14 protein-coding genes and 2 pseudogenes are annotated in these 20,884 nt (G+C 39.7%); 9 read left to right on the top strand and 7 right to left on the bottom strand.

Annotated elements, in window-relative coordinates; all coding sequences use genetic code 11:
* The first annotated feature begins 35 nt into the window (after positions 1-35).
* From JOC76_RS19690 to JOC76_RS19670, 5 genes are all read left to right on the top strand, one after another.
* Positions 36-1,781 carry a SulP family inorganic anion transporter gene (locus tag JOC76_RS19690; protein WP_205180492.1) on the top strand — a complete coding sequence of 582 codons (1,746 nt, stop codon included), beginning with the start codon at positions 36-38 and terminating at the stop codon, positions 1,779-1,781.
* An 18-nt stretch (positions 1,782-1,799) separates the two neighbouring features.
* The gene (locus tag JOC76_RS19685) at positions 1,800-2,156 is read left to right on the top strand and encodes an ArsR/SmtB family transcription factor (RefSeq protein ID WP_205180491.1); all 357 of its coding nucleotides are present in this window, start codon (positions 1,800-1,802) and stop codon (positions 2,154-2,156) included.
* Between the two features lie 357 nt (positions 2,157-2,513).
* Complete coding sequence (locus JOC76_RS19680; RefSeq protein WP_007083969.1) at positions 2,514-2,714, top strand: cold-shock protein; 201 nt, start codon at positions 2,514-2,516, stop codon at positions 2,712-2,714.
* A 149-nt stretch (positions 2,715-2,863) separates the two neighbouring features.
* Positions 2,864-4,009 (top strand): exonuclease SbcCD subunit D, encoded by a 1,146-nt coding sequence (locus JOC76_RS19675; RefSeq protein ID WP_205180490.1) that lies wholly within the window; start codon positions 2,864-2,866, stop codon positions 4,007-4,009.
* Entirely contained in the window at positions 4,006-7,140 is a 3,135-nt protein-coding gene (locus JOC76_RS19670) for an SbcC/MukB-like Walker B domain-containing protein (RefSeq protein ID WP_205180489.1), read from the top strand. The genes JOC76_RS19675 and JOC76_RS19670 overlap by 4 nt, the downstream gene beginning before the upstream one ends.
* A 62-nt stretch (positions 7,141-7,202) precedes the next feature.
* Here the strand turns inward: JOC76_RS19670 and JOC76_RS19665 are convergent, their stop codons facing one another.
* Positions 7,203-8,858 carry an FAD-binding dehydrogenase gene (locus tag JOC76_RS19665; RefSeq protein WP_205180488.1) on the bottom strand — a complete coding sequence of 552 codons (1,656 nt, stop codon included), beginning with the start codon at positions 8,856-8,858 and terminating at the stop codon, positions 7,203-7,205.
* Positions 8,859-9,038: 180 nt separating this feature from the next.
* Between JOC76_RS19665 and JOC76_RS19660 the strand changes: the two genes are divergently transcribed.
* Together JOC76_RS19660 and JOC76_RS19655 are read left to right on the top strand one after the other, a co-directional pair.
* Entirely contained in the window at positions 9,039-9,548 is a 510-nt protein-coding gene (locus JOC76_RS19660) for a hypothetical protein (protein WP_205180487.1), read from the top strand.
* 201 nt (positions 9,549-9,749) lie between these two features.
* Positions 9,750-10,133, top strand: coding sequence for a vWA domain-containing protein (locus JOC76_RS19655; RefSeq protein ID WP_372441977.1), 384 nt, complete (start codon positions 9,750-9,752; stop codon positions 10,131-10,133).
* A gap of 113 nt (positions 10,134-10,246) precedes the next feature.
* On the opposite strand, the gene JOC76_RS19650 is transcribed toward JOC76_RS19655, so the two are convergent.
* Together JOC76_RS19650 and JOC76_RS19645 are read right to left on the bottom strand one after the other, a co-directional pair.
* Positions 10,247-11,551, bottom strand: a complete 1,305-nt coding sequence (locus JOC76_RS19650; protein ID WP_205180485.1) for an Nramp family divalent metal transporter — start codon at positions 11,549-11,551, stop codon at positions 10,247-10,249.
* A gap of 542 nt (positions 11,552-12,093) precedes the next feature.
* Positions 12,094-12,267: pseudogene (locus JOC76_RS19645) on the bottom strand (IS5/IS1182 family transposase); the annotation flags it as partial.
* On the opposite strand from JOC76_RS19645, the pseudogene JOC76_RS19640 reads away from it, so the two are divergent.
* A pseudogene (locus JOC76_RS19640) lies at positions 12,264-12,519 on the top strand (transposase); the annotation flags it as partial. The pseudogenes JOC76_RS19645 and JOC76_RS19640 overlap by 4 nt on opposite strands.
* Before the next feature lie 487 nt (positions 12,520-13,006).
* Here the strand turns inward: JOC76_RS19640 and JOC76_RS19635 are convergent.
* A complete protein-coding gene (locus JOC76_RS19635; RefSeq protein WP_205180484.1) occupies positions 13,007-13,372 on the bottom strand; it encodes a hypothetical protein in 366 nt (121 codons plus the stop codon).
* A gap of 201 nt (positions 13,373-13,573) precedes the next feature.
* On the opposite strand from JOC76_RS19635, the gene selB reads away from it, so the two are divergent.
* Positions 13,574-15,457, top strand: coding sequence for a selenocysteine-specific translation elongation factor (selB, locus tag JOC76_RS19630; RefSeq protein WP_239557837.1), 1,884 nt, complete (start codon positions 13,574-13,576; stop codon positions 15,455-15,457).
* 40 nt (positions 15,458-15,497) lie between these two features.
* Here the strand turns inward: selB and JOC76_RS30755 are convergent, their stop codons facing one another.
* From JOC76_RS30755 to JOC76_RS19615, 3 genes are all read right to left on the bottom strand, one after another.
* Complete coding sequence (locus JOC76_RS30755) at positions 15,498-16,907, bottom strand: TerD family protein (RefSeq protein WP_205180482.1); 1,410 nt, start codon at positions 16,905-16,907, stop codon at positions 15,498-15,500.
* Positions 16,908-17,082: 175 nt separating this feature from the next.
* Positions 17,083-20,250, bottom strand: a complete 3,168-nt coding sequence (locus JOC76_RS19620) for an MMPL family transporter (protein WP_205180481.1) — start codon at positions 20,248-20,250, stop codon at positions 17,083-17,085.
* A gap of 3 nt (positions 20,251-20,253) precedes the next feature.
* Positions 20,254-20,715: a MarR family winged helix-turn-helix transcriptional regulator gene (locus JOC76_RS19615; RefSeq protein WP_205180480.1), complete on the bottom strand. Its 462-nt coding sequence runs from the start codon at positions 20,713-20,715 to the stop codon at positions 20,254-20,256.
* Between the last annotated feature and the right edge of the window lie 169 nt (positions 20,716-20,884).

Here is a 20,884-nt window from a genome sequence, read left to right as displayed (position 1 = left end):
TCAGATATATAAAATAAATGATAAGAAGGGTTACTATGTATATTGATAAGAGATTCCATCATTACTCTATTGGAAGTTTACAAAAAGACCTGCTATCAGGGATGATTGTCGGCGTGATCGCCATTCCATTAGGGATGGCATTTGCCATTGCTTCTGGGGTAAAGCCGGAGTACGGGATCTATACCACGATTGTTGCAGGTATTCTTATTTCCTTGCTTGGCGGTTCCAAATACCAAATTGGCGGACCAACAGGGGCATTTATCCCAATATTATTTGGGATTGTCATGACATATGGTTATGAAAATCTTCTTATTGCGGGCTTTATGGCAGGAATGATTTTAACTTTAATGGGTATTTTTCGCCTAGGTTCACTGATTAAATGGATACCTAGACCGGTGACGATTGGTTTTACAGCGGGGATCGCTGTTACTATTTTTGCTGGACAAATGGCTAGTTTCTTAGGGTTAACAGGTATTAAAAAACATGAAGAATTTATATTAAATCTGAAGGAGATTGTGGTTCATTTAGATACCATTAATTTATTTAGTCTTATCACAGCAGCGATTTGTTTAATCATGGTGTTGTTAACTCCAAGATTTGCACCAAAAGTTCCCGGACCACTGATTGGTTTATTAGTATCAACGTGTGTTTCAGCACTGTTTTATCCAGGGCATGTGGCGACAATTGGAACAGCATACGGTGAAATCCCAAGCAAATTACCAGAACTCCACATTCCAGCAATTAATATAGATGTTATGATCAAACTTTTAAAACCTGCATTTGTAATTGCCATGCTCGGAGGAATCGAATCCCTTCTTTCAGCAGTAGTAGCAGATGGTATGACCAACAGCCGACATAACAGCAACAAGGAATTAATTGGTCAAGGGATTGCGAACATGATTACTCCGTTATTCGGTGGTATCCCAGCGACAGGGGCATTAGCCCGGACGGCAACCAATATTAAGAATGGCGCTGTTTCTCCTATTTCAGGAATCACACATGGAATCGTTGTCTTTCTTGTTTTACTGTTTTTAGCGCCAAAGGCTTCCTATATTCCCCTTGCCAGCATGGCACCTATTTTAATGGTGGTTGCTTGGAATATGAGTGAAAGGAAGGTATTTGCCCATATTGTCAAAACAAAATCAACCGATTCCATTGTCCTTTTGGTAACATTTTTACTTACCGTTTTTGTAAACTTAACGACAGCAGTTGAAATAGGATTGGTCATGTCTGCCATCCTGTTTGTTAAACGCATGAGTGATGTTACGACGACAGCGAAAGCATTGCCTAATCCCGAGCATAGTCAAGGAAAAGTGGAAACCTCTATGGTCACCGATACTCACGATTGCCCGCAAATCAGTATTTTTAATGTGGAAGGACCTTTATTCTTTGGAGCAGCCCAAACGTTTGAGAAAACGATTATGGAAACCATCAACTATCATCCCAAAATCCTCTTATTACGGATGAGTAAGGTGCCTTTAATGGATACAACCGGTGAAGCCATCCTTGCAAGTATTGTGAAACATTTTTCTAAAAGTGGTATAGTGTTGGTATCAGGATTGAATTCGCAGCCAAAGAGTGTTCTTCATAAAACGGGCTTATTTGAGTTAATCGGGCAAGATCATTTTTTTGAACACACAGGCGAAGCCATTCAGTATGGACTTTCACAAATTAATGAAAATAGATGCTTGGGTTGTAAGCATTTTGCCTTTAGAGAATGTAAGCAATTGTCTGCAAATGAGGTTGTTGACAACAGGGCGAAGTTAACGGCTACCTTTTAAAAATGAGGAAGTGATGTTTTGAATTTAGAAATACAGCAATTTAAAGCGGAATTTTTTAAAGCACTTGCCCATCCGCTGAGAATCCGCATTTTGGAACTGCTCGCCGAAGGGGATAAGAATGTGAATGAAATTCAAACCCTTATTGGCAGCGAAGGTTCGGCTGTTTCACAGCAGCTGACCATTTTACGTGCTAAAAATATTGTCTCAGGAACTAAGGAAGGAAACAAAGTCATCTATACTTTGAAGGATCCGATGATTATTGAACTGCTGGCCGTTGCCCGCCAGATTTTTAATAATCACCTGGTCGATACGATTACGAAATTAGATAAGTTTAAAGAAGAAGAAGAAGAAGTCCTGCCGCAGCCGAAGATTTAATGTCTTTGGCTTTTTTTTATCCCAGTTATAGGGGTACAAATTAAGATGGTACCTAATTATTTTTCTTCAATTAACGACATTTCTGTTTTTAATAGATATTAAGATTAGCAATATCGAAAAGAAGAAAAAGATTTTTGTAGAATTGTGAAAGATTGTGTCGTAAAGCCCTTTCTTGACAGAAATTCGTAAAAATGATAAATTTTAAACAGCCGTTGCACACGAGATTAGATTTATGTACTAGCTTGTTCAAAGTTTTAACCGATGTTTGGATGAGGAAATGAAGGTAAAGCTATCACGTTGTACTTTGGTGAATTTTACACATGGCTTGATAGTAAGCCAATAGGAGGATTTTTTTACATGAAAAACGGTAAAGTAAAATGGTTTAATTCAGAAAAAGGTTTTGGATTCATCGAAGCAGAAGACGGTAACGACGTATTCGTTCACTATTCTGCAATCCAAACAGAAGGTTTCAAAACTTTAGAAGAAGGTCAAGAAGTTTCTTTCGAAGTAGTTGAAGGAGCTCGTGGACCACAAGCTGCTAACGTAACTAAAAAGTAATTCTACCTATACAACTAATACAACAGCCTGGACTTGGTTTCAGGCTGTTTTTTATTGTCTACTTTTTACTTATTTAAGTTATTCCCAGATTCATTCCAATTGGTATTTTGGTATAATAGTAGTATTCGATTAATCACGAGGTGACATTAATGAAATTCATTCACACGGCTGATTGGCATTTAGGTAAATTAGTACATGGTATATATATGACGGAAAATCAACGTGCAGCACTAATGGAATTTGTTTCGATTGTGGAAGAAGAGAAACCAGATGCAGTGGTTATTGCCGGCGACCTTTACGATCGTTCTGTTCCGCCGACAGATGCAGTAGAGTTGCTTGATGAGATTCTCTTTAAAATAAATGTAGAACTAAAAACCCCCGTAGTGGCCATCGCAGGAAACCATGATAGTGCAGAACGACTTTCATTTGGCAGCTCATGGTATAAACATAGCCAATTCTATTTAACTGGGAAACTGACGAATCATTTTAAGCCGGTACAAATAAAGGGTGTCAATTTTTATCAGGTGCCTTATGCAGAGCCGGGTGTCGTCCGTCAACTTCTTGAGGATGATTCCATCCACTCCCATCAGGAGGCGATGAAGGCCCTGATTGGTAAAATAGAAGAAACGTTGAATCCAAATGAACCAAACGTTTTTGTCGGACATGCCTTTGTTTTAGGTGGTCAAACTTCAGATTCTGAACGTGTTTTATCTGTTGGTGGCTCTGGATGTGTTGGCGCAGAATTATTTGCTCCTTTTTCTTATACCGCACTGGGTCATTTGCATAGTCCAGATGCCATTAATCATGAAAGGGTCAAGTATTCCGGCTCCCTCTTAAAATATTCTTTTTCAGAAGCAAAGCAAAGAAAGTCGATTTCGATTATTGAAATGGATGAAAAGGGGAATTTCATGCATCGGTATCGTTCCCTGACTCCTAAACATGATATGCGGGAAATGGAAGGGTATCTAGAACAATTACTCGACCCGAGCTTTTATGATCAAGTACGTGTCGATGATTATTTGAAAATTACTTTGTTAGACGAAGGTGCACTAATGGACCCGATTAATAAATTGCGGCAAGTATACCCAAATGTCCTTCATCTTGAAAAGAAAATAGACCTTACAGATAGTAAGAAAATACAATCTTACATTGCCAATAAAAGTGAGAAAAAGTCAGAAATGGACCTATTTGAACAGTTTTATTCAGACATGACAACTTCTGAATTCACAACGGAAAAAAAGGACCTTATGACAGAAATTATTGAAAAGGTGTTGCGTGAGGAGGGTATGAGATGAAACCGATAAAATTAACGATGCAGGCATTTGGCCCTTATGCAGAGAGGGAAGAAATTGATTTTAACCAGCTTGGCAATCGGACAATGTTTGTGATTTCTGGAAAAACGGGTGCGGGTAAAACAACGATTTTTGATGCCATTAGTTATGCTATTTACGGTAAAGCCAGTGGGGAAGACCGCAATGGTCCTGAACTCCGCAGCCAATTTGCAAAAGATGATTTGTTAACAGAGGTTTCACTCGATTTCTCCCTCCGTAACAAAGTATATTCGATTACGCGCTCACCCCAGCAGCAAAAGAAAAAAGACAGAGGTGATGGGTTCACATCTATTGGCGCCAAAGCGGAATTATATATGTGGGATGAAGGCGAGAAAAAATTAATTGCATCGAAGACAAGCGATGTAGAAGAAAAAATTAAAGAAATCATGTTGATCGATGCCAATCAATTCAGGCAAATCTTAATGATTCCACAAGGCGAATTTCGGAAGCTGTTAACGTCTGATAGTAAGGATAAGGAAGTAATCCTACAGCGGCTGTTCCACACTCAAGTTTATAAATTAATAGAAGAAAAACTAAAATTGGAAGCAGCTGAACTCAAAAAGACGGTTGAAGATCAAGAACGCACCCGAAACGCAGCCTTACGACGGATCCAAGCTGTTACAAACCAAGAGCTCCGTCTAGCACTAGAAACGGATCCCGAAAACCACATTCTCATCATGCCGCTTTTACTAGAAGAAATGAACGGTATGGAGGTCAAACTAGAACAATTATCTAGTCAGTTGACCGAAAAGGTTCAGGAGCAAGACAAGATAAAGGAAACTCTTTTCGAAGCTGAGGCTATTTTAAAACAACTGCAAACCAAAGAAGAATTAAAAGGGCAAAAGGAGCTTCTTCGTGCTCAAGAGGACGTTTTCTCTGAGAAAGAAATACAGGTAAAACGGGCACAAAAGGCAGCCCTTTTAGCGAAACAAGAGGAACTATGCCATCGGTTAAAGCAGGAGACAGTCAGGATGCAGGCAAATATTAACGCGATAATGTCTGAGATTAAAACTTTGAATGGGCAAGAAGAGCAGGCGAAAAAGCAGTTGCAAAAAGAACTTGATCGTGAGGATGATCGTCAAACTGCACAAGCTGAATTAAATCAGCTTGCAAATATGAAGGAAGATGTCTACTCTTTTGCAGCCTTAATGAAAGAGACAAATCAGAAAGCCGCCGAGCTAAAAGCTTCTAAAGGGAATCTTGTGAATGATGAACAAAGTTTAAAACAATTAGAAGAAAGAATTGCCTTTTTGAAGGTTCAAAAAGAGGAAATTGACAAAGGAAAGGTAACTTTTTTAGAAAATAAGAGTAAGCATGAAAAATTAAAAGTTAATTTTGACCGTTTTGAAAAACTAGAAATATTACTTATGCGTCACCAAAAGACGGAGCAAAAACTAGCTGAAATAACTCGACGTTTTGAAAATACGGTGGCTCGATATAATGATGCAAAGGCGTTAATGGATGAGTTGGAGAAAAAATGGATTCATGGGCAGGCAGCCATTTTAGCTGCAAATCTTCATAATGATGAAGCATGTCCTGTATGTGGCTCGTTGCATCATCCAGCTCCAGCAATTGGGCAAGAAAATAGTATCCCTACTGAAGAAGACTTGAAGGTTGCTAAGGAACAATCTGCGAAATGGGAAGCAGAAAAATCACGAGTCGAGGCTAACTTTTATCAGTTTCAATCAGAAGAGAAAACGCAAAAGGAAGCTGTGGAAGACATTTTGAGTGACATCAAGGTAAACCATCCAGATTTTAAACTTGATGAATTACTAAATGTAAAGACCGAAGCCGCTTCGGCAATGAATGAATTAGTTCAACAGCAAAAGAAGTTGCAGGAGCAGATTCAAAATCTTGAACGTTGTAAGACAGAGATTGATTCTCGAGAGAATGAACGAGGAGTTTTACAAAATGGGATTGATCAATTAAGGGCATTGGTGAATGATTTAACCGTTCAGTTTACAAAAAAAGAAACCGATCTTTCTAGAATGATGAAGGTCATCCCGGAAAATCTACGCTCAGAAGCGGAATATGAAAGAGCTCTAGCTTCCTCTCGAAACCGTCATGAAATGTTAGTAAAACAGCTTGAAGGAGCAAAAGAACATCTTCAAGCTGTTCGTGAAAAGTTATCAAATCAAAAAGCAAGATTAGAAGACGCCGAAAAGCATTTGGCTGCAAAACAGAAGGATTTGGAGACGGAACGCAATATCTTTATAATGAGGCTATCTAAACAGGGTTTTGAAAATTATAGTATTTATGCCGCTTCAAAAAAGACAGAAGAAGAAATCCAAAGCCTGCAAGATGAAATCCGCAGCTATCGTGAGGAGTTACGCTCTGTTTCCGACAGGTTGAAGGAATTAACCGATCTTCTAGCCGAAGTAAAAACGCCGGATGTTGAGGGAATTAAGCTAGAGTTAGCGAAATTTGCAAGTGAAATTGACATGCTGACACAGGAACGAACTGATTTATTTGTTAAAAAGCGTGATAATGAGGAAATTTATACCCGCGTCGTTCTTCTGAATAACGAGGTAAAGGCCTTGGAGGAACGGTATAGCATTATTGGTGATCTTTCTGATATTGCCAGGGGACAAAATCATTTGCGAATAACCTTTGAACGCTATGTACTTGCTGCTTTCTTAGATGATATTTTACGGGAAGCGAATATGCGCTTACGAAAAATGACTTCTGGACGCTATAGGCTGCAAAGAAAAACAGATCGCTCAAAAGGGAATGTCCAGAGTGGCTTGGAATTGCTGGTGTTTGACCAATATACAGGTCAGGAACGCCATGTCAAAACATTATCAGGTGGAGAAAGTTTTAAAGCATCGTTATCACTTGCCTTGGGATTAGCAGATGTGGTACAGAACTATGCCGGCGGTGTATCGTTAGAGACGATGTTTATTGATGAAGGTTTTGGTACGCTTGACCCTGAATCACTTGATCAAGCAATTGAGGCATTAATGGATATCCAAAGCAGTGGTCGGATGGTGGGAATTATTTCACACGTTCCTGAGTTAAAAGAGAGAATCGATGTAAGACTCGAAGTAACTTCTGGACAAGCTGGTAGTCGAACAGAGTTTATGTTTACGAATTAATGTGAAATGTAAAACAGGGGATGGTTTTTATACGTAGTGTGCATAAAAACCATCCCCTTGCTTCAATTTAGTTCCTTGACAAGGGCCCGTCCGGCCTGTCTTCCAGTAAAGAGACAGCCCCCGACAAATGTACCTTCAAGGGAACGGTACCCATGAATGCCTCCGCCGCCAAATCCTGAGACTTCGCCAGCAGCATATAGCCCTGGCACCGGATTACCTGTTATATCAAGTACTCTTCCAGATAAATCCGTTTGCAGCCCGCCTAGTGTTTTTCGGCTGACAATATTTAAACGGACAGCTATAAGCGGTCCCATCTTTGGATCAAGAATTTTATGGACGGGTGCCACCCGAATAAGTTTATCCCCTAAATAGTTCCGTGCCCCTCGCATCGCTGTTATTTGTAAGTCCTTGGTAAATTTATGATCGATTTCTCGGTCACGTGCGAGAATTTGCCGCCTAAGCTCATCCACTTTCAGGAGGTTATCTCCAGTCAGCTTATTCATCTCCTCCACTAATTCCTCCAGTGTGTTTGCTATAATAAAATCCTCCCCTTTGTCCATAAACGCTTTTACCGGTGCAGTGGGTCCCGGTAGGATACGGGCCAGAACCTTTTTAACACTCTTTCCTGTTAAATCGGGATTTTGTTCAGAACCGGAAAGGGCAAATTCTTTTTCAATAATTTTTTGGGTTAGGATAAACCACGAGTAATCGTAGCCTGATTTCATGATAGCTTCTAGGGTTCCTAGTGTATCAAAACCGGGGAAGTTTGGTGAAGGGAAGCGATTTCCTTTTGCGTCAAACCATATCGAAGAGGGACCAGGAAGTATTCGAATCCCATGGTTTGGCCAAACCGGATCCCAGTTTTTAATGCCTTCGGTATAATGCCACATCCTATCACGATTGACAATTCGCCCGCCGGCATTTTCCGTGATGGCAAGCATTCTGCCATCCACATGCAGAGGAACACCAGAAATCATTTGTTTTGGTGGATCACCAAGTCGTGACGGCCAATTTTTCCTAATCAATTCATGATTTCCGCCGATACCACCGCTTGTCACCAGAACAGCATTGGAGCGGAATTCAAAATCTCCAATTACCTCACGTGAACTGGCTTCCCCTCGAGCTACTGAACTCTCGATGAGAATATCACCGCGCACACCGACAACTTTACTATTTTCTTTCAATAATTCATTAACACGATGGCGCGGACGATAATCAACGAGACCTTTTGCCAACCCCAAGCGCATTCGTTCCTCGAATGGTTTTACAATTCCGGGACCCGTTCCCCAGACAATATGAAAGCGGGGTACAGAGTTACCATGGCCTTCCGCTGTATAACCCCCACGCTCAGCCCAGCCGACGACCGGAAAGAAGCGAACCCCCATATCGTATAGCCATTGTCGTTTTTCTCCGGCAGCAAAATCTACATAGGATTCTGCCCACTTTTTGCCCCAATAATCTTCATCATCCTCGCGATCAAAGCCGGCTGCTCCTAACCAGTCTTGCCAGGCCAGGTCTCGTGAGTCCTTTATGCCCATCCTTCTTTGTTCAGGTGAATCAACTAAAAATAAACCACCGAATGACCACCATGCTTGGCCACCTAAAGATGCTTCTGGCTCTTGGTCTAGAAGAAGAACTTTTTTACCTGCACCAGCCAGCTCTGAAACTGCAACTAAGCCGGCAAGTCCGGCGCCAACCACGATCACATCATAGATCAAATTTCTTCCCCCTTATAATTTATATATTTATTTGATTTCTGAATAGTCAGTATTTTTATTATAGCATGGTTGTCCCTGTATAGCTGTAATTTATTCATAATAATAGATATGTCAGCTTTTAACCGTATAGTTCATTCGGTAAGACCGAATAATAAGTTTAAATGGTTAGGAGGATTATTTATGAAAAAAATATCCATAATGTTCTGGAGTCTAATGATCATCCTTTGTCCGCTTATTACCCAGGCAGATGAACTTCCTCGATTATCCTCGGATTGCCTTGAGGACATGCAAAATCGGGATGAAACATATAATAAAGCCATTATGAAGGATATTATTAGTGAACTTGGGCTTGATATTGATAATAAGAAATACATAGAAGTAACCGATAAGGATTTAGATGCTGCCCATATGATTTACGGCGGAAAAGAAGTCGATGAAAACTATCAATCATTACATAAACAATTTATAGTTGCCTCGCGAGGTAAACCGACTCTTTATGTAAAACCTAAAGAAGCCTATTTACTTTATAAACAACCTGATAATACAAACGTAGCTATCCATTTAAAACTAACGGACCTTGAATGGGTAGTGGCAGGCAAACAAAAGAAAGAGGGAAATTCTGTTCATTATCAGCTGTTAAAGTGTGAAAAAGAGTACCTGAAGAAAAAACAGGAGTTTTTTAACCACTAATGCTAGTATGAACCATATATAAAAAAAGTCTCATAAGTAAATGATCCTTTTGGAGAAAATATAATGGAAATTATATTGGGAGAAGATTTTCCCGCAATTAACCAATCATAAACCCTTTCCCAAAAATCCAAAATAAGATAGTTCACTCATTCAATGCAAAGGGGTTGTTGGGGTTTGAGATGGCATAAAACCATACTTTCTATGATTCAGCAGCGGCAAGGAAAAAAGGTGGCATTGGCGGTGGATACCTCTACAAATGAAGCACCCGTTATCCTTATCAATAACATAGTCAAACTGTTTGAACAGTTAAAACCGGATACCTTATTGGTTCAAGCAGATTTTAAAATTAGAAGCATTTCCCCTGTAAAAAGTGATTCGATAAAGTATCAGACACATGGGAAATCTTCCTATACATTAGTATTAGAGTGGGCGAAAGAAGAACAGATTGATACACTATTTTATATAACCGATGTCACCGGATTTTTTTCTGAGGAGATTGAAAAGGTTGATTTTGAATTATTTTGGCTCGTCCCAGGGGATTTCTTGCCGCGCGTGCCATTTGGTAAAGCCATTAAGGTTGCATAACCACTAAATCCCTCACTTTTGAGGGGTTTTTTTAAATAGGAAGAGGAAGAAAGTTAAATAAAATGGAAAAACACCATCGGGAAAGAATGGTGTTTGTTTAACGGTTTAAATATTCAACCCATTATCATTTGTATAACCATCCAAATATTTAGACCTAGGATGATTAAGGCAAAGAGAGACGAAAGAATTGTGGTGATTCGCTTATTTGTAAGAACACCCATTAGTTCTTTCTTCTGAGTGAAATAAATCAAAGCGATAATAGGAAACGGCAAGACCGCACTTAGGATGACTTGACTTATAATTAGTGTCTGGGTCGGATCGACACCAAGTGCGACGATAATAACAGTTGGAGCCATGGTTACTAATCGGCGGATCCATAATGGAATGCTGAAGCCAACGAATCCCTGCATAATCACTTGGCCAGCCATTGTTCCGACTACTGAACTCGAAAGACCTGATGCAAGTAAGGAGATTAGAAAAACACTAGCGGCAGCCGAACCTAACAGTGGTGTAAGGGTATGATAAGCTGTTGTCAAATCAGCAACATGGCTTTGACCAGTTGTGTTAAAAACAGAAGCTGCCATATACATCATGGCAAGATTAACAAACCCTGCTAATGTCATCGCAATAATAATCTCTTTTGTACTAAACTTTTGGATTTTAATCTTTTCCTGATCGTTTCTAGGCACAATTCGATTTTGGGTTAAACTTGAATGTAAATATATCGCGTGCGGCATAACCGTGGCACCAATTACCCCAACGGCAAGCATGATACTTTCACTATTGCCGAGCCATGGAACCACACTATGATAGGCGATTTGCGAAAAATCAGGCTGTGATAGTAAGGTTTCCACCAAATAGCATAAGCCGATTAACATGGCAAAGGCAGCGATAAATTTTTCTAATGGCCTGAAACCAAATTTTTCGAGCATCAGGATTAAATAGGTGACGACACCAGTGATGAGCGTGGCATACAGCATAGGGATTCCCGCAAGTAAATTAAGAGCGAGTGTGGCACCTAAAAATTCGGCAAGGTCGGTTGCCATTGCGGCAAGCTCCGAAACAATCCACATGATCATCGTTAGCCATTTTGGCATTCGGTCTCGACAGATCTCCGGCAAACTCTTTCCAGTGGCGATCCCAAGCTTAGCTGACATATTTTGAAGGAGCAAAGCCATTAGGTTTGCTAAAACAATAACCCAAAGCATTTTATATCCAAAACGGGCACCACTTTGAATATTAGTGGCAAAGTTACCCGGGTCTACATAAGCAATCGATGCAATAAAGGCTGGACCAAGGAAGGGTAATAATGCTCGGATTCCTTTTACTTTTCCATTTATGGCATCCCTTGCAGCAGTAACGGTTTTATGTTCTGTTGCCCGAGCCTTATCAACTGCAATTGAATTAGTCTGGCTCATAAGACACCATCCTTTCTCTCAGTTTGTTTTTCATAGGCGCAAGGTTTGTTCGCTAATCAACAAAAGTTGCATTCGTGCAAATTCTTTAGATTTATTATAATAAAAATAGCTAAATTTGTGTATACTTTTGCCTATTTATTTTGAATTATTTCGAAAAAAAAGAAAAAACCAGAAGAATCTGGTTTTCAGGCTGTCGAAAAACTCTCGACATCCAATTATTTTATTCAATCACTTTAACAATTCACTGCGTTAATTTGTTAAAATATTATTAGTATATTTGGGTTCTCAACAAGTCTGTTGATTGGCGCTCCAGGCACAAGCGGTTCGCGGGCGTGCCGAGGACCCTCCTCGGCGCTAAAGCACCTGTGGGGTCTCCCCTGTCCCGTACTCCCGCAGGAGTCTTCGTGCCTTCCGCACCAATCAACAGAGTGTTTACAATAAGGACTTCAACTGAACTAATAAATATTAAAAAGACGTGGTGAATTCAATGTTTAAGCCGAAAGAGTCTAGCCAAAATGAATATGAATTTGTATCCATTATATATCTTGTTCTTTTTCATATGTAAATTTCCATTTAGGGAAAAAACCAGTAGTAGGATGAAACCTTCTATGAGCAATAACTCCAAAAATTTTACGATCAGAAAGCCCCTTACAAATAGGGTTAGTGAGATAACATGAATCCAGAGCTACCGCTTCTACCTTGAATCCAAAACATTTGCCCTAATAACCAGGAATTAACATACAGAACAACAACTCGTGAGGGTTATAGAGAATACAAGTCTTAGAAAGGAAAAGATTGAGCGAAGCTTCGCAGACTCGGGAAGAGCTGCACGGGCTTCGTTATTGCCGGTTACGGGGATTGAAGAACGCAAGTGAACAGGCTCTTCTTACGCAGCCTGCCAAAATATAAAAAAGATTGCAACACACTTGGCAAAGTTAGAAAAAGTGAGTTGCAATACATTAGGTTGACTTGCCTCCCTGTTGATTGGAGCGAAGGACACTCGACTCCTGCGGGATGTAGAGGGCACTTGAGACCCCGCAGGCGCCAAAGCGAGGCCACTGAAAAAGTCTGTGAAATTTAATGCGAAACTAATTCCTGAAAATTCCATCCCCACTTCCAGTTTATAATTAGTGGTAAAATAGACTGAATTCCCCCACTTTGATATTGGAAAACGGTGAAATTTTGGGATTAGGTTTTTCGGAAATTTCATTATTAAACAGAAAAGAACTTTTTCAGTGCCCTCCGCCAAAGCGCCGAGGAGGCTCCAGGACGACCTCCCCGCGGAAAGCGAGTGTCCGGAGCGGAAATCAACAGGCCCAAGTGTGTGGCAATCAATGATTTAGTATTTAGATACTGACAAAATAAAAAATTTGCCGAGAAATATACCCTTTCTCGACAATCTGACCAGAAGATTTTGGTTTTAGTGAACTGAAGAATTTTTTACTAAATAGGTAGTTAGTCTTTTAAGTTTTTTGATTGATACACCAACCTGCTGTTGTCAAAGAGCATGTAGGAAATCTTCGTGTTGAATTCAAGTTTCGGGTAGGCTTGATGTGCCATTTCTGCAGTGGGTAAACTCAAAATACTTTTTACATGTTTGGTGATATTTTGATTTTGTTCAATGGGTGCTTGCTCATCACTTGCTCCAATTACTAAAAGTGAATAGATATTGTCGTCTTCCGCAAGTAAATTTGGATATGGAAAAGATTGGAGAGATCTGGTTTCCTTTGTTTTTTTGTGCACTGCATTGGGAAGGTTAGTATCACTTTTCTTCGTATCATGGCTCTGACAGCCGGCAAAGAGTAAGATAGAAGTCAGCATTGTTATCAATATTTTTTTCATTTGTCTTCGTCCCTTGTTGTATAAGTCTCACTACTTCAACATAGCATATCAAGAATAAATGTGGACGATGATAATGTGGAGGAATCGTGAAAAAGCGTTCATTTGTGTGAAAAAGTTGCTTGAAAGAATCCCCATTAAAGGCTACAGTAGAATGGTAGAATGATTAAGAAGGTGCTAATCTTGGAAAAACGTTATTTTACGATTGGGATGGCTGGTCATATTGACCATGGAAAAACGTCCTTAACAAAGGCATTGACTAATGTCGATACGGACCGTTTAAAAGAAGAGAAGGCGCGGCAAATCTCGATTGAATTGGGCTTTGCTCCATTATATGAGGACCAAGAAATTCAAATTTCTGTTATTGATGTTCCAGGGCATGAACGTTTTATTCGTCAAATGATTGCTGGTGTAGCAGGAATCGACCTGGTGGTACTGGTCGTTGCAGCAGATGAAGGTGTGATGCCGCAAACAAAGGAACATCTTAATATATTAAAATTTTTAGGTGTTAAAAGTGGTATTGTAGCCATTTCTAAAATAGACCGGGTGGATGAAGAATTCATAGATCTCGTAAAAGATGATATTTTAGAAGAGTTAACTGGGACTGTCTTTAAGGGTGCCCCTTTTGTTTTAGTGGATAGTCTATCGAAAAAAGGGATTAATGAAATTAAAGAATTAATAATTAACACATTAAAGGAACAAGAAATGCGTGATGCCAAAGGGGCGTTTCGCATGCCGATTGATCAGGTGTTTACTGTAAAAGGGCAAGGGACCGTAGTACGTGGTACGGTATATGAAGGGAACGTTGAAGAGGGACAAGTCTTAAAAATAATGCCCAAAGGTCTTGAAGTAAGAGCAAGGCAAATTCAGGTCCATCATCATCCGGCTATGAAGGCGTTCGCAGGGCAAAGGGCAGCAATTAATATTTCGGGTGTTTCGAAGGAAGAAATAGAGCGGGGAGATGTTTTAGTTTCCTCTGAACATTTTATTGTGACGAAAACGGTTGATGTTGTGATTCGGGTAGTCGAGGAACTTGAACATTTAATTAAGCAGCGCATGCCCATTAAACTTCATATTGGAACAGCTGAAGTAATGGGGCGGATTGTATTTTTTGACCGAAATGAAATTAAAGAAGAAAATGGCGAGATTCTTTGCCAGCTTCGACTGGAAGATGAGATTCTGACAAAGCGCGGGGATCGTTTTATTCTCAGGCGTCCAAGTCCTCAAGAAACCATTGGGGGAGGGTGGGTCATTGACCCGCGCGGAAATAAATATCGTTTCGGTAACCAGACAATAGAAGAACTTGAAAAGAAGAAAGTAGGAACGCCAAAAGAACGGATTATGGCCGCACTTATGGAGGCCAAAAGTCTTTCTTTAACTGAACTGATTAAGCGTACTGCGCTTGAAGAAACAACATTAAAGAAGCATTTAGCTAACCAGGAATTCGTCCTGTACAATGGAAAGGAATATACCCTTAAACTCTTAATCGAATCGATGGAAGAAGATATTTTTGACCAGCTTCAAGAATTTCATCAAACCCACCCGATGAAGATGGGAATCAATAAAGCGGAGTTAATTCAAACCCTTCAAAAAAAGTTTCCTAAATCCCTGCTTGATTTTGTCGTGGAAAACGGAATTAGTAATGGTGCCTTTAAGCGTAAGGGACAATTTGTCTTACTAACTGACTTTGTACCCCATATACCTAAAAGCTGGGCAAAGCGGACTGAAGGACTGCTAAGTGATTTGAAAAGGGATGGACTGAAGGTACGCAACCTAAATGATTATTTTACCGCTTCAGGCATTCCGAATGCGGTTGCATATGATTTGAAAAAATTCCTGGAAGACCAAAACCTGCTTACCGCATTGGATGAGCAATTTGCTTATCATGGGGATGTATATAATGAAGCAGTTGAAAAACTTCAAAGAGGGACAGGCGCAGAATTTGAAGTTGGGGATGCAAAGGAAGTCCTCGATCTGTCAAGAAAATACATGATCCCTTTCTTAGAAAGATTAGATGCAAAAGGGCTCACCAAGCGCGTTGAAAATAAACGAATCTGGATTAAGTAAATAGGAAAAAGCCTCCTTGCAGGGAGGCTTTTTCCAGTTTTTAAGAAAGAAACTCTGCAGGATTTAAACCAAGCTCTCGGCAAATGTCGGAAACCATTTGTTGTTCATTTTGATCAAAGTTCCCATCGGCATAGCCAATGGCAATGCAGTATCGGGCAACTAACCGGGCAATTTCAGGCTTTGTCCTAATTTTAGCCAAAGCACGGAATGCATCCGCACGGCCCATCATCCTGTCTTGTTCCATTCTTGACACAAAATGATTGAATTTCTGAATCACCTTGGCGGTTTCAAATACTCGTAACTCTTCACTTTGATTGACAAAATCCATCATTTTCTGCCGCTCTGATGGATCTAAATGACCATCCGCCATCGCCACTAATGCACAAGCCGCAACGACCGCATCCAGGAGGTCTTGACTTTTATAGCGATAGAACAATTCTTGTGCTCGTTTTTTTTGATTATTGGCCCATTCCATATAATCTGTTTGAGAAGGGGACCATGAACTGCCGCAGTGATTACAGGTAAACTTTAATTGATTTTTTCCGAGAAAACCTCCTAGTAATCCTACTGGTCCAAGAATTAACCCGCCAATCGCTGCCTTCCCTATACCGAACCCTTTTTTTCCAGTACTTACATTGGTTGAATGGCAGCGCGGGCACATAATATCATCACCAGCATAAGAGGAATGGCTAGGTGGTGCAGAATAGTTCGTTTGCGGATACCCATATGCTGGCTGGTTTGAACTTTGATTGAACTGGTTTTGTCGGTAGGGATCAAAGTTGGTTTGGCCTTGTTGATTTGTGCTAACATAATTTGGTTGATTATTATTCACCTGTTGATGGATTGGCAGATTTGCTTGTGTATTTTGAGGCGGGTCATCCACTGTAACGCCAAAGTTTCGGCATAACGCTGCTAGTCCACCTTGAAAACCGCTTGCAATCGCATTAAACTTCCATTCACCTTGATGGCGGTATATTTCTGCCGCGACAATGGCTGTTTCGACCGTAAAATCTCTGCCAAGATTAAAACGCAATAACTCCTCATTGGTAAGCTCATTGAAAATACGAACATAAGAATCCGAGATTTGGCCAAAATTTTGCTGTTTTGCTTGAGCATCATGAATGGTTATGGTAAAAGCAATTCGATGGATATGGTCAGGAACTTTTAGTAAATCGATCCTTATTTGCTCATCATCACGAACACCTGAACCAATCCGGTTATCACCGCTATATACAATCGAACCATTTCCACCCAACGGGTTATTGTAAAAAACAAAATCTTGGTCACTGTTAACTTGTCCTGAAGCACTTAATAAAAAGGCGGAGGCATCCAAATCAAAATTAGAACCAGCATGGCTTATATTCCATCCTAGTCCGACTACTACTTTCTCAAGCCCTGGGTAAGATTTCGTTAAATCGACCTTTTGCCCCTTACTTAGAGTAACACCCACTATGTTTCACTCCTTTTTCCAATTTGTTCCTATGTACATTATAAACGTAAATGCTTGTAGAGGAAAATTTGTAGTTTGATTAATACTGCTCTTTTCTGTACGAATCAAGAGTGGATTTAGTTTCAAAATTGGCAAAAGAAAAGCACACTGACCAACTAGGACAGTGTGCTTATTGTTATTGGTTATGATTCATGCTGCGATCATCATTTTTGATAAATGGCCACCAGTTCGCTTGACCAAATGTTTTAACCATGACAGGTACGAATAATGGAAGTATGACAAGAGAGTACAAGGCCAAACCAATTAAGAGAATGGTTGCAATTTCTACTAAAGAAAGGACTCCCGAAGGCATCATGGCGGCAAAGGTACCGCCTAGGATGACTGCCGCCGAAATAATTACACTTCCCATTTTTTTCATAGATAGGAGAATGGCTTGTTGGACTGGCAAATCCCTATATTCGTTGAAGCGGTCCATTAAGAATATACTGTAATCGATCCCAAGTGCTATCAAAATAACAAAGGCAAAAAACGGAACAGCCCAGCTTATACCTGAATATCCAAGTATATTAACAAAAATAGATTCTGAAATAGCCATGGAGGTATAAAAGGTTAGTACTAGGGACCCAATTAAATATAATGGCATAATGAGTGAGCGAAGCAAGATAATCAAAATAATACAAATCCCTGCAAGCATTAAAATGACAGTGCGTGAATAATCAGCTTTTGAGATTGTATTAAGGTCATGTTGCAAACTGGATACCCCCCCAACTTCAATATTTGCGTTTTCAAGCTTTGTATCCTTCACAGCCCGATATACCGCCTGTTGGATGTCTGATACGCTGTTAATTGCTGCATTGGAGTATGGGTTTTTATTAAAGATGACATCCATTGTCATCACTTTCCGATCCTTGGACATATAGGAATCTAGTACTTTTTCAAAATCCTTACCATCTAGGACAGTCTGAGGAATATAAAAGCCATTTTGCTTTTGTTTCGAAACATCTAATAGATAGTCCTGTGCAGAATTAAGACCATTTGAGACGCTTTTTAACCCGTCTGCACTTTGGTTTAATCCGTCTGATAGTTTAGTTATCTGTCCACCAATGTCTTGGAACCCTGTAAGAAGCTGCTGCTGTCCATTTTGGATTCCATCTAGACCGTCAGTAAATTTAGGCAGGTTGCTAATGGCGGTTCCTTGACCTTTCTCCATTTGATCAAGTCCATTTTCGAGTTGGTTAATCCCATTAATCAACTGATTCATTCCATTAATCAACTGTCCTTGACCAACAATCATTTTCGATAGGTTCTGATTGGCGATATCAATCCCATCTTGTGCACTCTTTAATCCGGCATTTAAGGTCTTTAAACTTGTTACAAGTGATATCCTCGGGTCTTTCACAGAAGCATCGGTAGCCGTTTTTACCCCTGCAACGGTCATTTTTATAGTTTGATAGCTTTTATTTTGAGCGATGTCTGCATATTGTTTTTCTAGGTTGGCAAAAGCTTGGTCTGTATTCACGAGGTTTTGGTGGATAACGCTTAGTCCGCCGGCAATTTCATCATAATGGCCTTTAAGTGTGCCAAGGCCTTTACTTGCAGCCCTGTAACCTTCTAATAATTGTGTGTATCCGGTTAGTAGTTTTTCAGATTGAGATTTAATCTCTTCTAAACCTTTGCGTGCTTCGGATGTCCCCATGGTGCTGTCCTTTAATCCATTTTGAATTCTGGTCAGTCCATCTTGAAGGGAGCCCATCCCGGTTTTAAGTTGGTTTGTTCCGGTGATTAATTGGCTGATTCCATCTGTAGCCTCTTGCATTTTAGGCTGATTTGCCGCCATCTGCTTGCCGGCCTGTGCAAGTCCGTCGCTAATTTTTCTAATCCCATCATTTCCTTGACCTATACCATTCCCGACACTTCCGACTTGCTTTGATAGATAAAAATCATCAATTGGTTTGCCTGTTGGACGCGTGACAGAACGAACTGTTTTTACATTGTTTACCTTTAACAGTTCTTGGCTGATTTTTTCAGTTAATGAAATATAGTCGGAAGTATTTAGTTTATCATCATTCTTAATGACGATTTGGGTTGGCATTGATTCACCTGGTCCAAAAGAATCGGCGATAAGATTGAATCCTTTTATTGATGGATAATTATCGCTAATTTCTTCTAGGGAGTTAAATGATATCTGATCTTGGTAGGTAAATAAAAAGGGTACTGAAACAACCACAACAAGGATAAATGCCAATAAAGGGCGTGATAATGCAAATTTAGCCATGGCGCCCCAGATTTTACTTTCACTATGTTCAAGTTGACCCTTTGATGGCCAATAAAGTTTCTTTCCAAGTACAGCCATAAAGAAGGGAACAATTGTTAATAATGCAAGTAACAGAACGGCGACTCCAACAGCTACAGCAGCTGCCGACTTATAAAGCTGGAAGGTGGAAAGACCGATCGATGCAAATCCAATCATGACAGCAATACCGCTGAAGAACACTGTTTTTCCTGCTGTCCGGTAGGTTTCTACTATAGCATCTGTAACACTTTCATGGGTTGCCATTTCTTCTTTAAAGCGGCTTAAGAGTAGTATGCAATAATCTGTTCCGATACCAAATAGAATCGCCACTAAGAAGGTTTGTGTAAAGGTTGATAAAGGAAAATGGAAGTGATCAACTAATAACCCGACAATGGATTGTGCCGTTAAATAGGTGAATCCAACTGTCACCAATGGAATAATAGGAGCTACTATTGATCTGAACACTAGCAAAAGAACTACTAAAATGAAACCCACTGTAATCCCTTCCGTTTTTTTTAAGCCTTCCTGTGAATTTGTAACTAAATCCTCACTAATGATCCAGTTTCCGGTATAATAATGATCCAGTTTAACGTTATCAATAGCTTGATACAATTCCTTAGAAATTTCTTTTGCTTCTCGTCCATTAGCCGTTACTTTGACAGAGACGAGAATCGTTTTCCCATCTTTTGAAACCAATTGATCCTTTAATTCCTCTTGCTTAAAATGAGTAAGAATTTCAGTTATGCCTAGTTTATTTTTCTCTGCTTCAAGTGTGTTGACGGCGCTTTCGGCAATTTTATAATCATCTTCCGTTAGCTTTTTATTACTATGGAAGACGAGGGCTGTTTGTAAATCACTGCCTTTATTTTCATGTGACTGAACATCCTTAAGAATCTTTGATGCAAGTGTTGATGAATATCCATCTGGAACAGAAATTTGTCCCTTTTCACGGACGAGTGATTCCATATTTGGTGCCACCATAAATAACCCAACGATAACAACTAACCAAGTAATAAGAATAAACCATTTACCCTTAATAATGGCTCTCACACATTATTCCCCCCATTTTTCCTGTTTCATTTTCTCTAAAATAAGTGCTAACTTTTCGTATGTGTGGATAAATTGACTGATTTCAGTTTCGTCAAATTGAGTAATGATTGACCTTACTAGCTGTTCAATCTTTTCTTGGCAGGATTGATAAAGGGAGTTACCTTCCTCTGATAAAGTAAGGTATACAACTCTCCGGTCGTTTGGATCACGGGTTCTTTCTATTAATCCTCTGTCAGCCATCCGATTAATAATAGCCGTAATGGCACTTTTATTGACTTCAAATGCATCGGCCAATTCGGATGAAGTGCATTCTTTTGTTTGGGAAATGTACCTTAATATGTAGTGCTGGTCATTTGTTAATTCTTCGCTAATTTGTCCTTTTATTAGGGCCTCGCCTTTTTTATGAACTTGAAAAGAAAGAGAGCAATAGCGATCGATTAGCTCCTTTATGGTTAGGTTATTCACTAAGTTGTTCACCTCTTTTGAAAATTAGTTAAACAGTTTAACTATTCACTTGTTTAACTATATAAAAAAAGAAAATGACCGTCAATCATTTCCTTTAAGGAAAAGTTAAGAAACAAAGATAATAATAGGATTATTCAAGTGAAACCGTATTAGAAAAGGAGTCAGCACA

Source organism: Neobacillus cucumis, assembly GCF_016908975.1.
GTDB classification, from domain to species: Bacteria; Bacillota; Bacilli; order Bacillales; family Cytobacillaceae; genus Neobacillus; species Neobacillus cucumis.
This window is presented reverse-complemented; position numbering and strand designations above follow the sequence as displayed.

Coding starts and splice junctions, on each gene's coding strand:
- JOC76_RS19690 (WP_205180492.1), top strand. CDS start 36: ATGTATATTGATAAGAGATTCCATCATTACTCTATTGGAAGTTTACAA.
- JOC76_RS19680 (WP_007083969.1), top strand. CDS start 2,514: ATGAAAAACGGTAAAGTAAAATGGTTTAATTCAGAAAAAGGTTTTGGA.
- JOC76_RS19675 (WP_205180490.1), top strand. CDS start 2,864: ATGAAATTCATTCACACGGCTGATTGGCATTTAGGTAAATTAGTACAT.
- JOC76_RS19670 (WP_205180489.1), top strand. CDS start 4,006: ATGAAACCGATAAAATTAACGATGCAGGCATTTGGCCCTTATGCAGAG.
- JOC76_RS19660 (WP_205180487.1), top strand. CDS start 9,039: ATGAAAAAAATATCCATAATGTTCTGGAGTCTAATGATCATCCTTTGT.
- JOC76_RS19655 (WP_372441977.1), top strand. CDS start 9,750: ATGATTCAGCAGCGGCAAGGAAAAAAGGTGGCATTGGCGGTGGATACC.
- JOC76_RS19650 (WP_205180485.1), bottom strand. CDS start 11,551: ATGAGCCAGACTAATTCAATTGCAGTTGATAAGGCTCGGGCAACAGAA.
- JOC76_RS19635 (WP_205180484.1), bottom strand. CDS start 13,372: ATGCTGACTTCTATCTTACTCTTTGCCGGCTGTCAGAGCCATGATACG.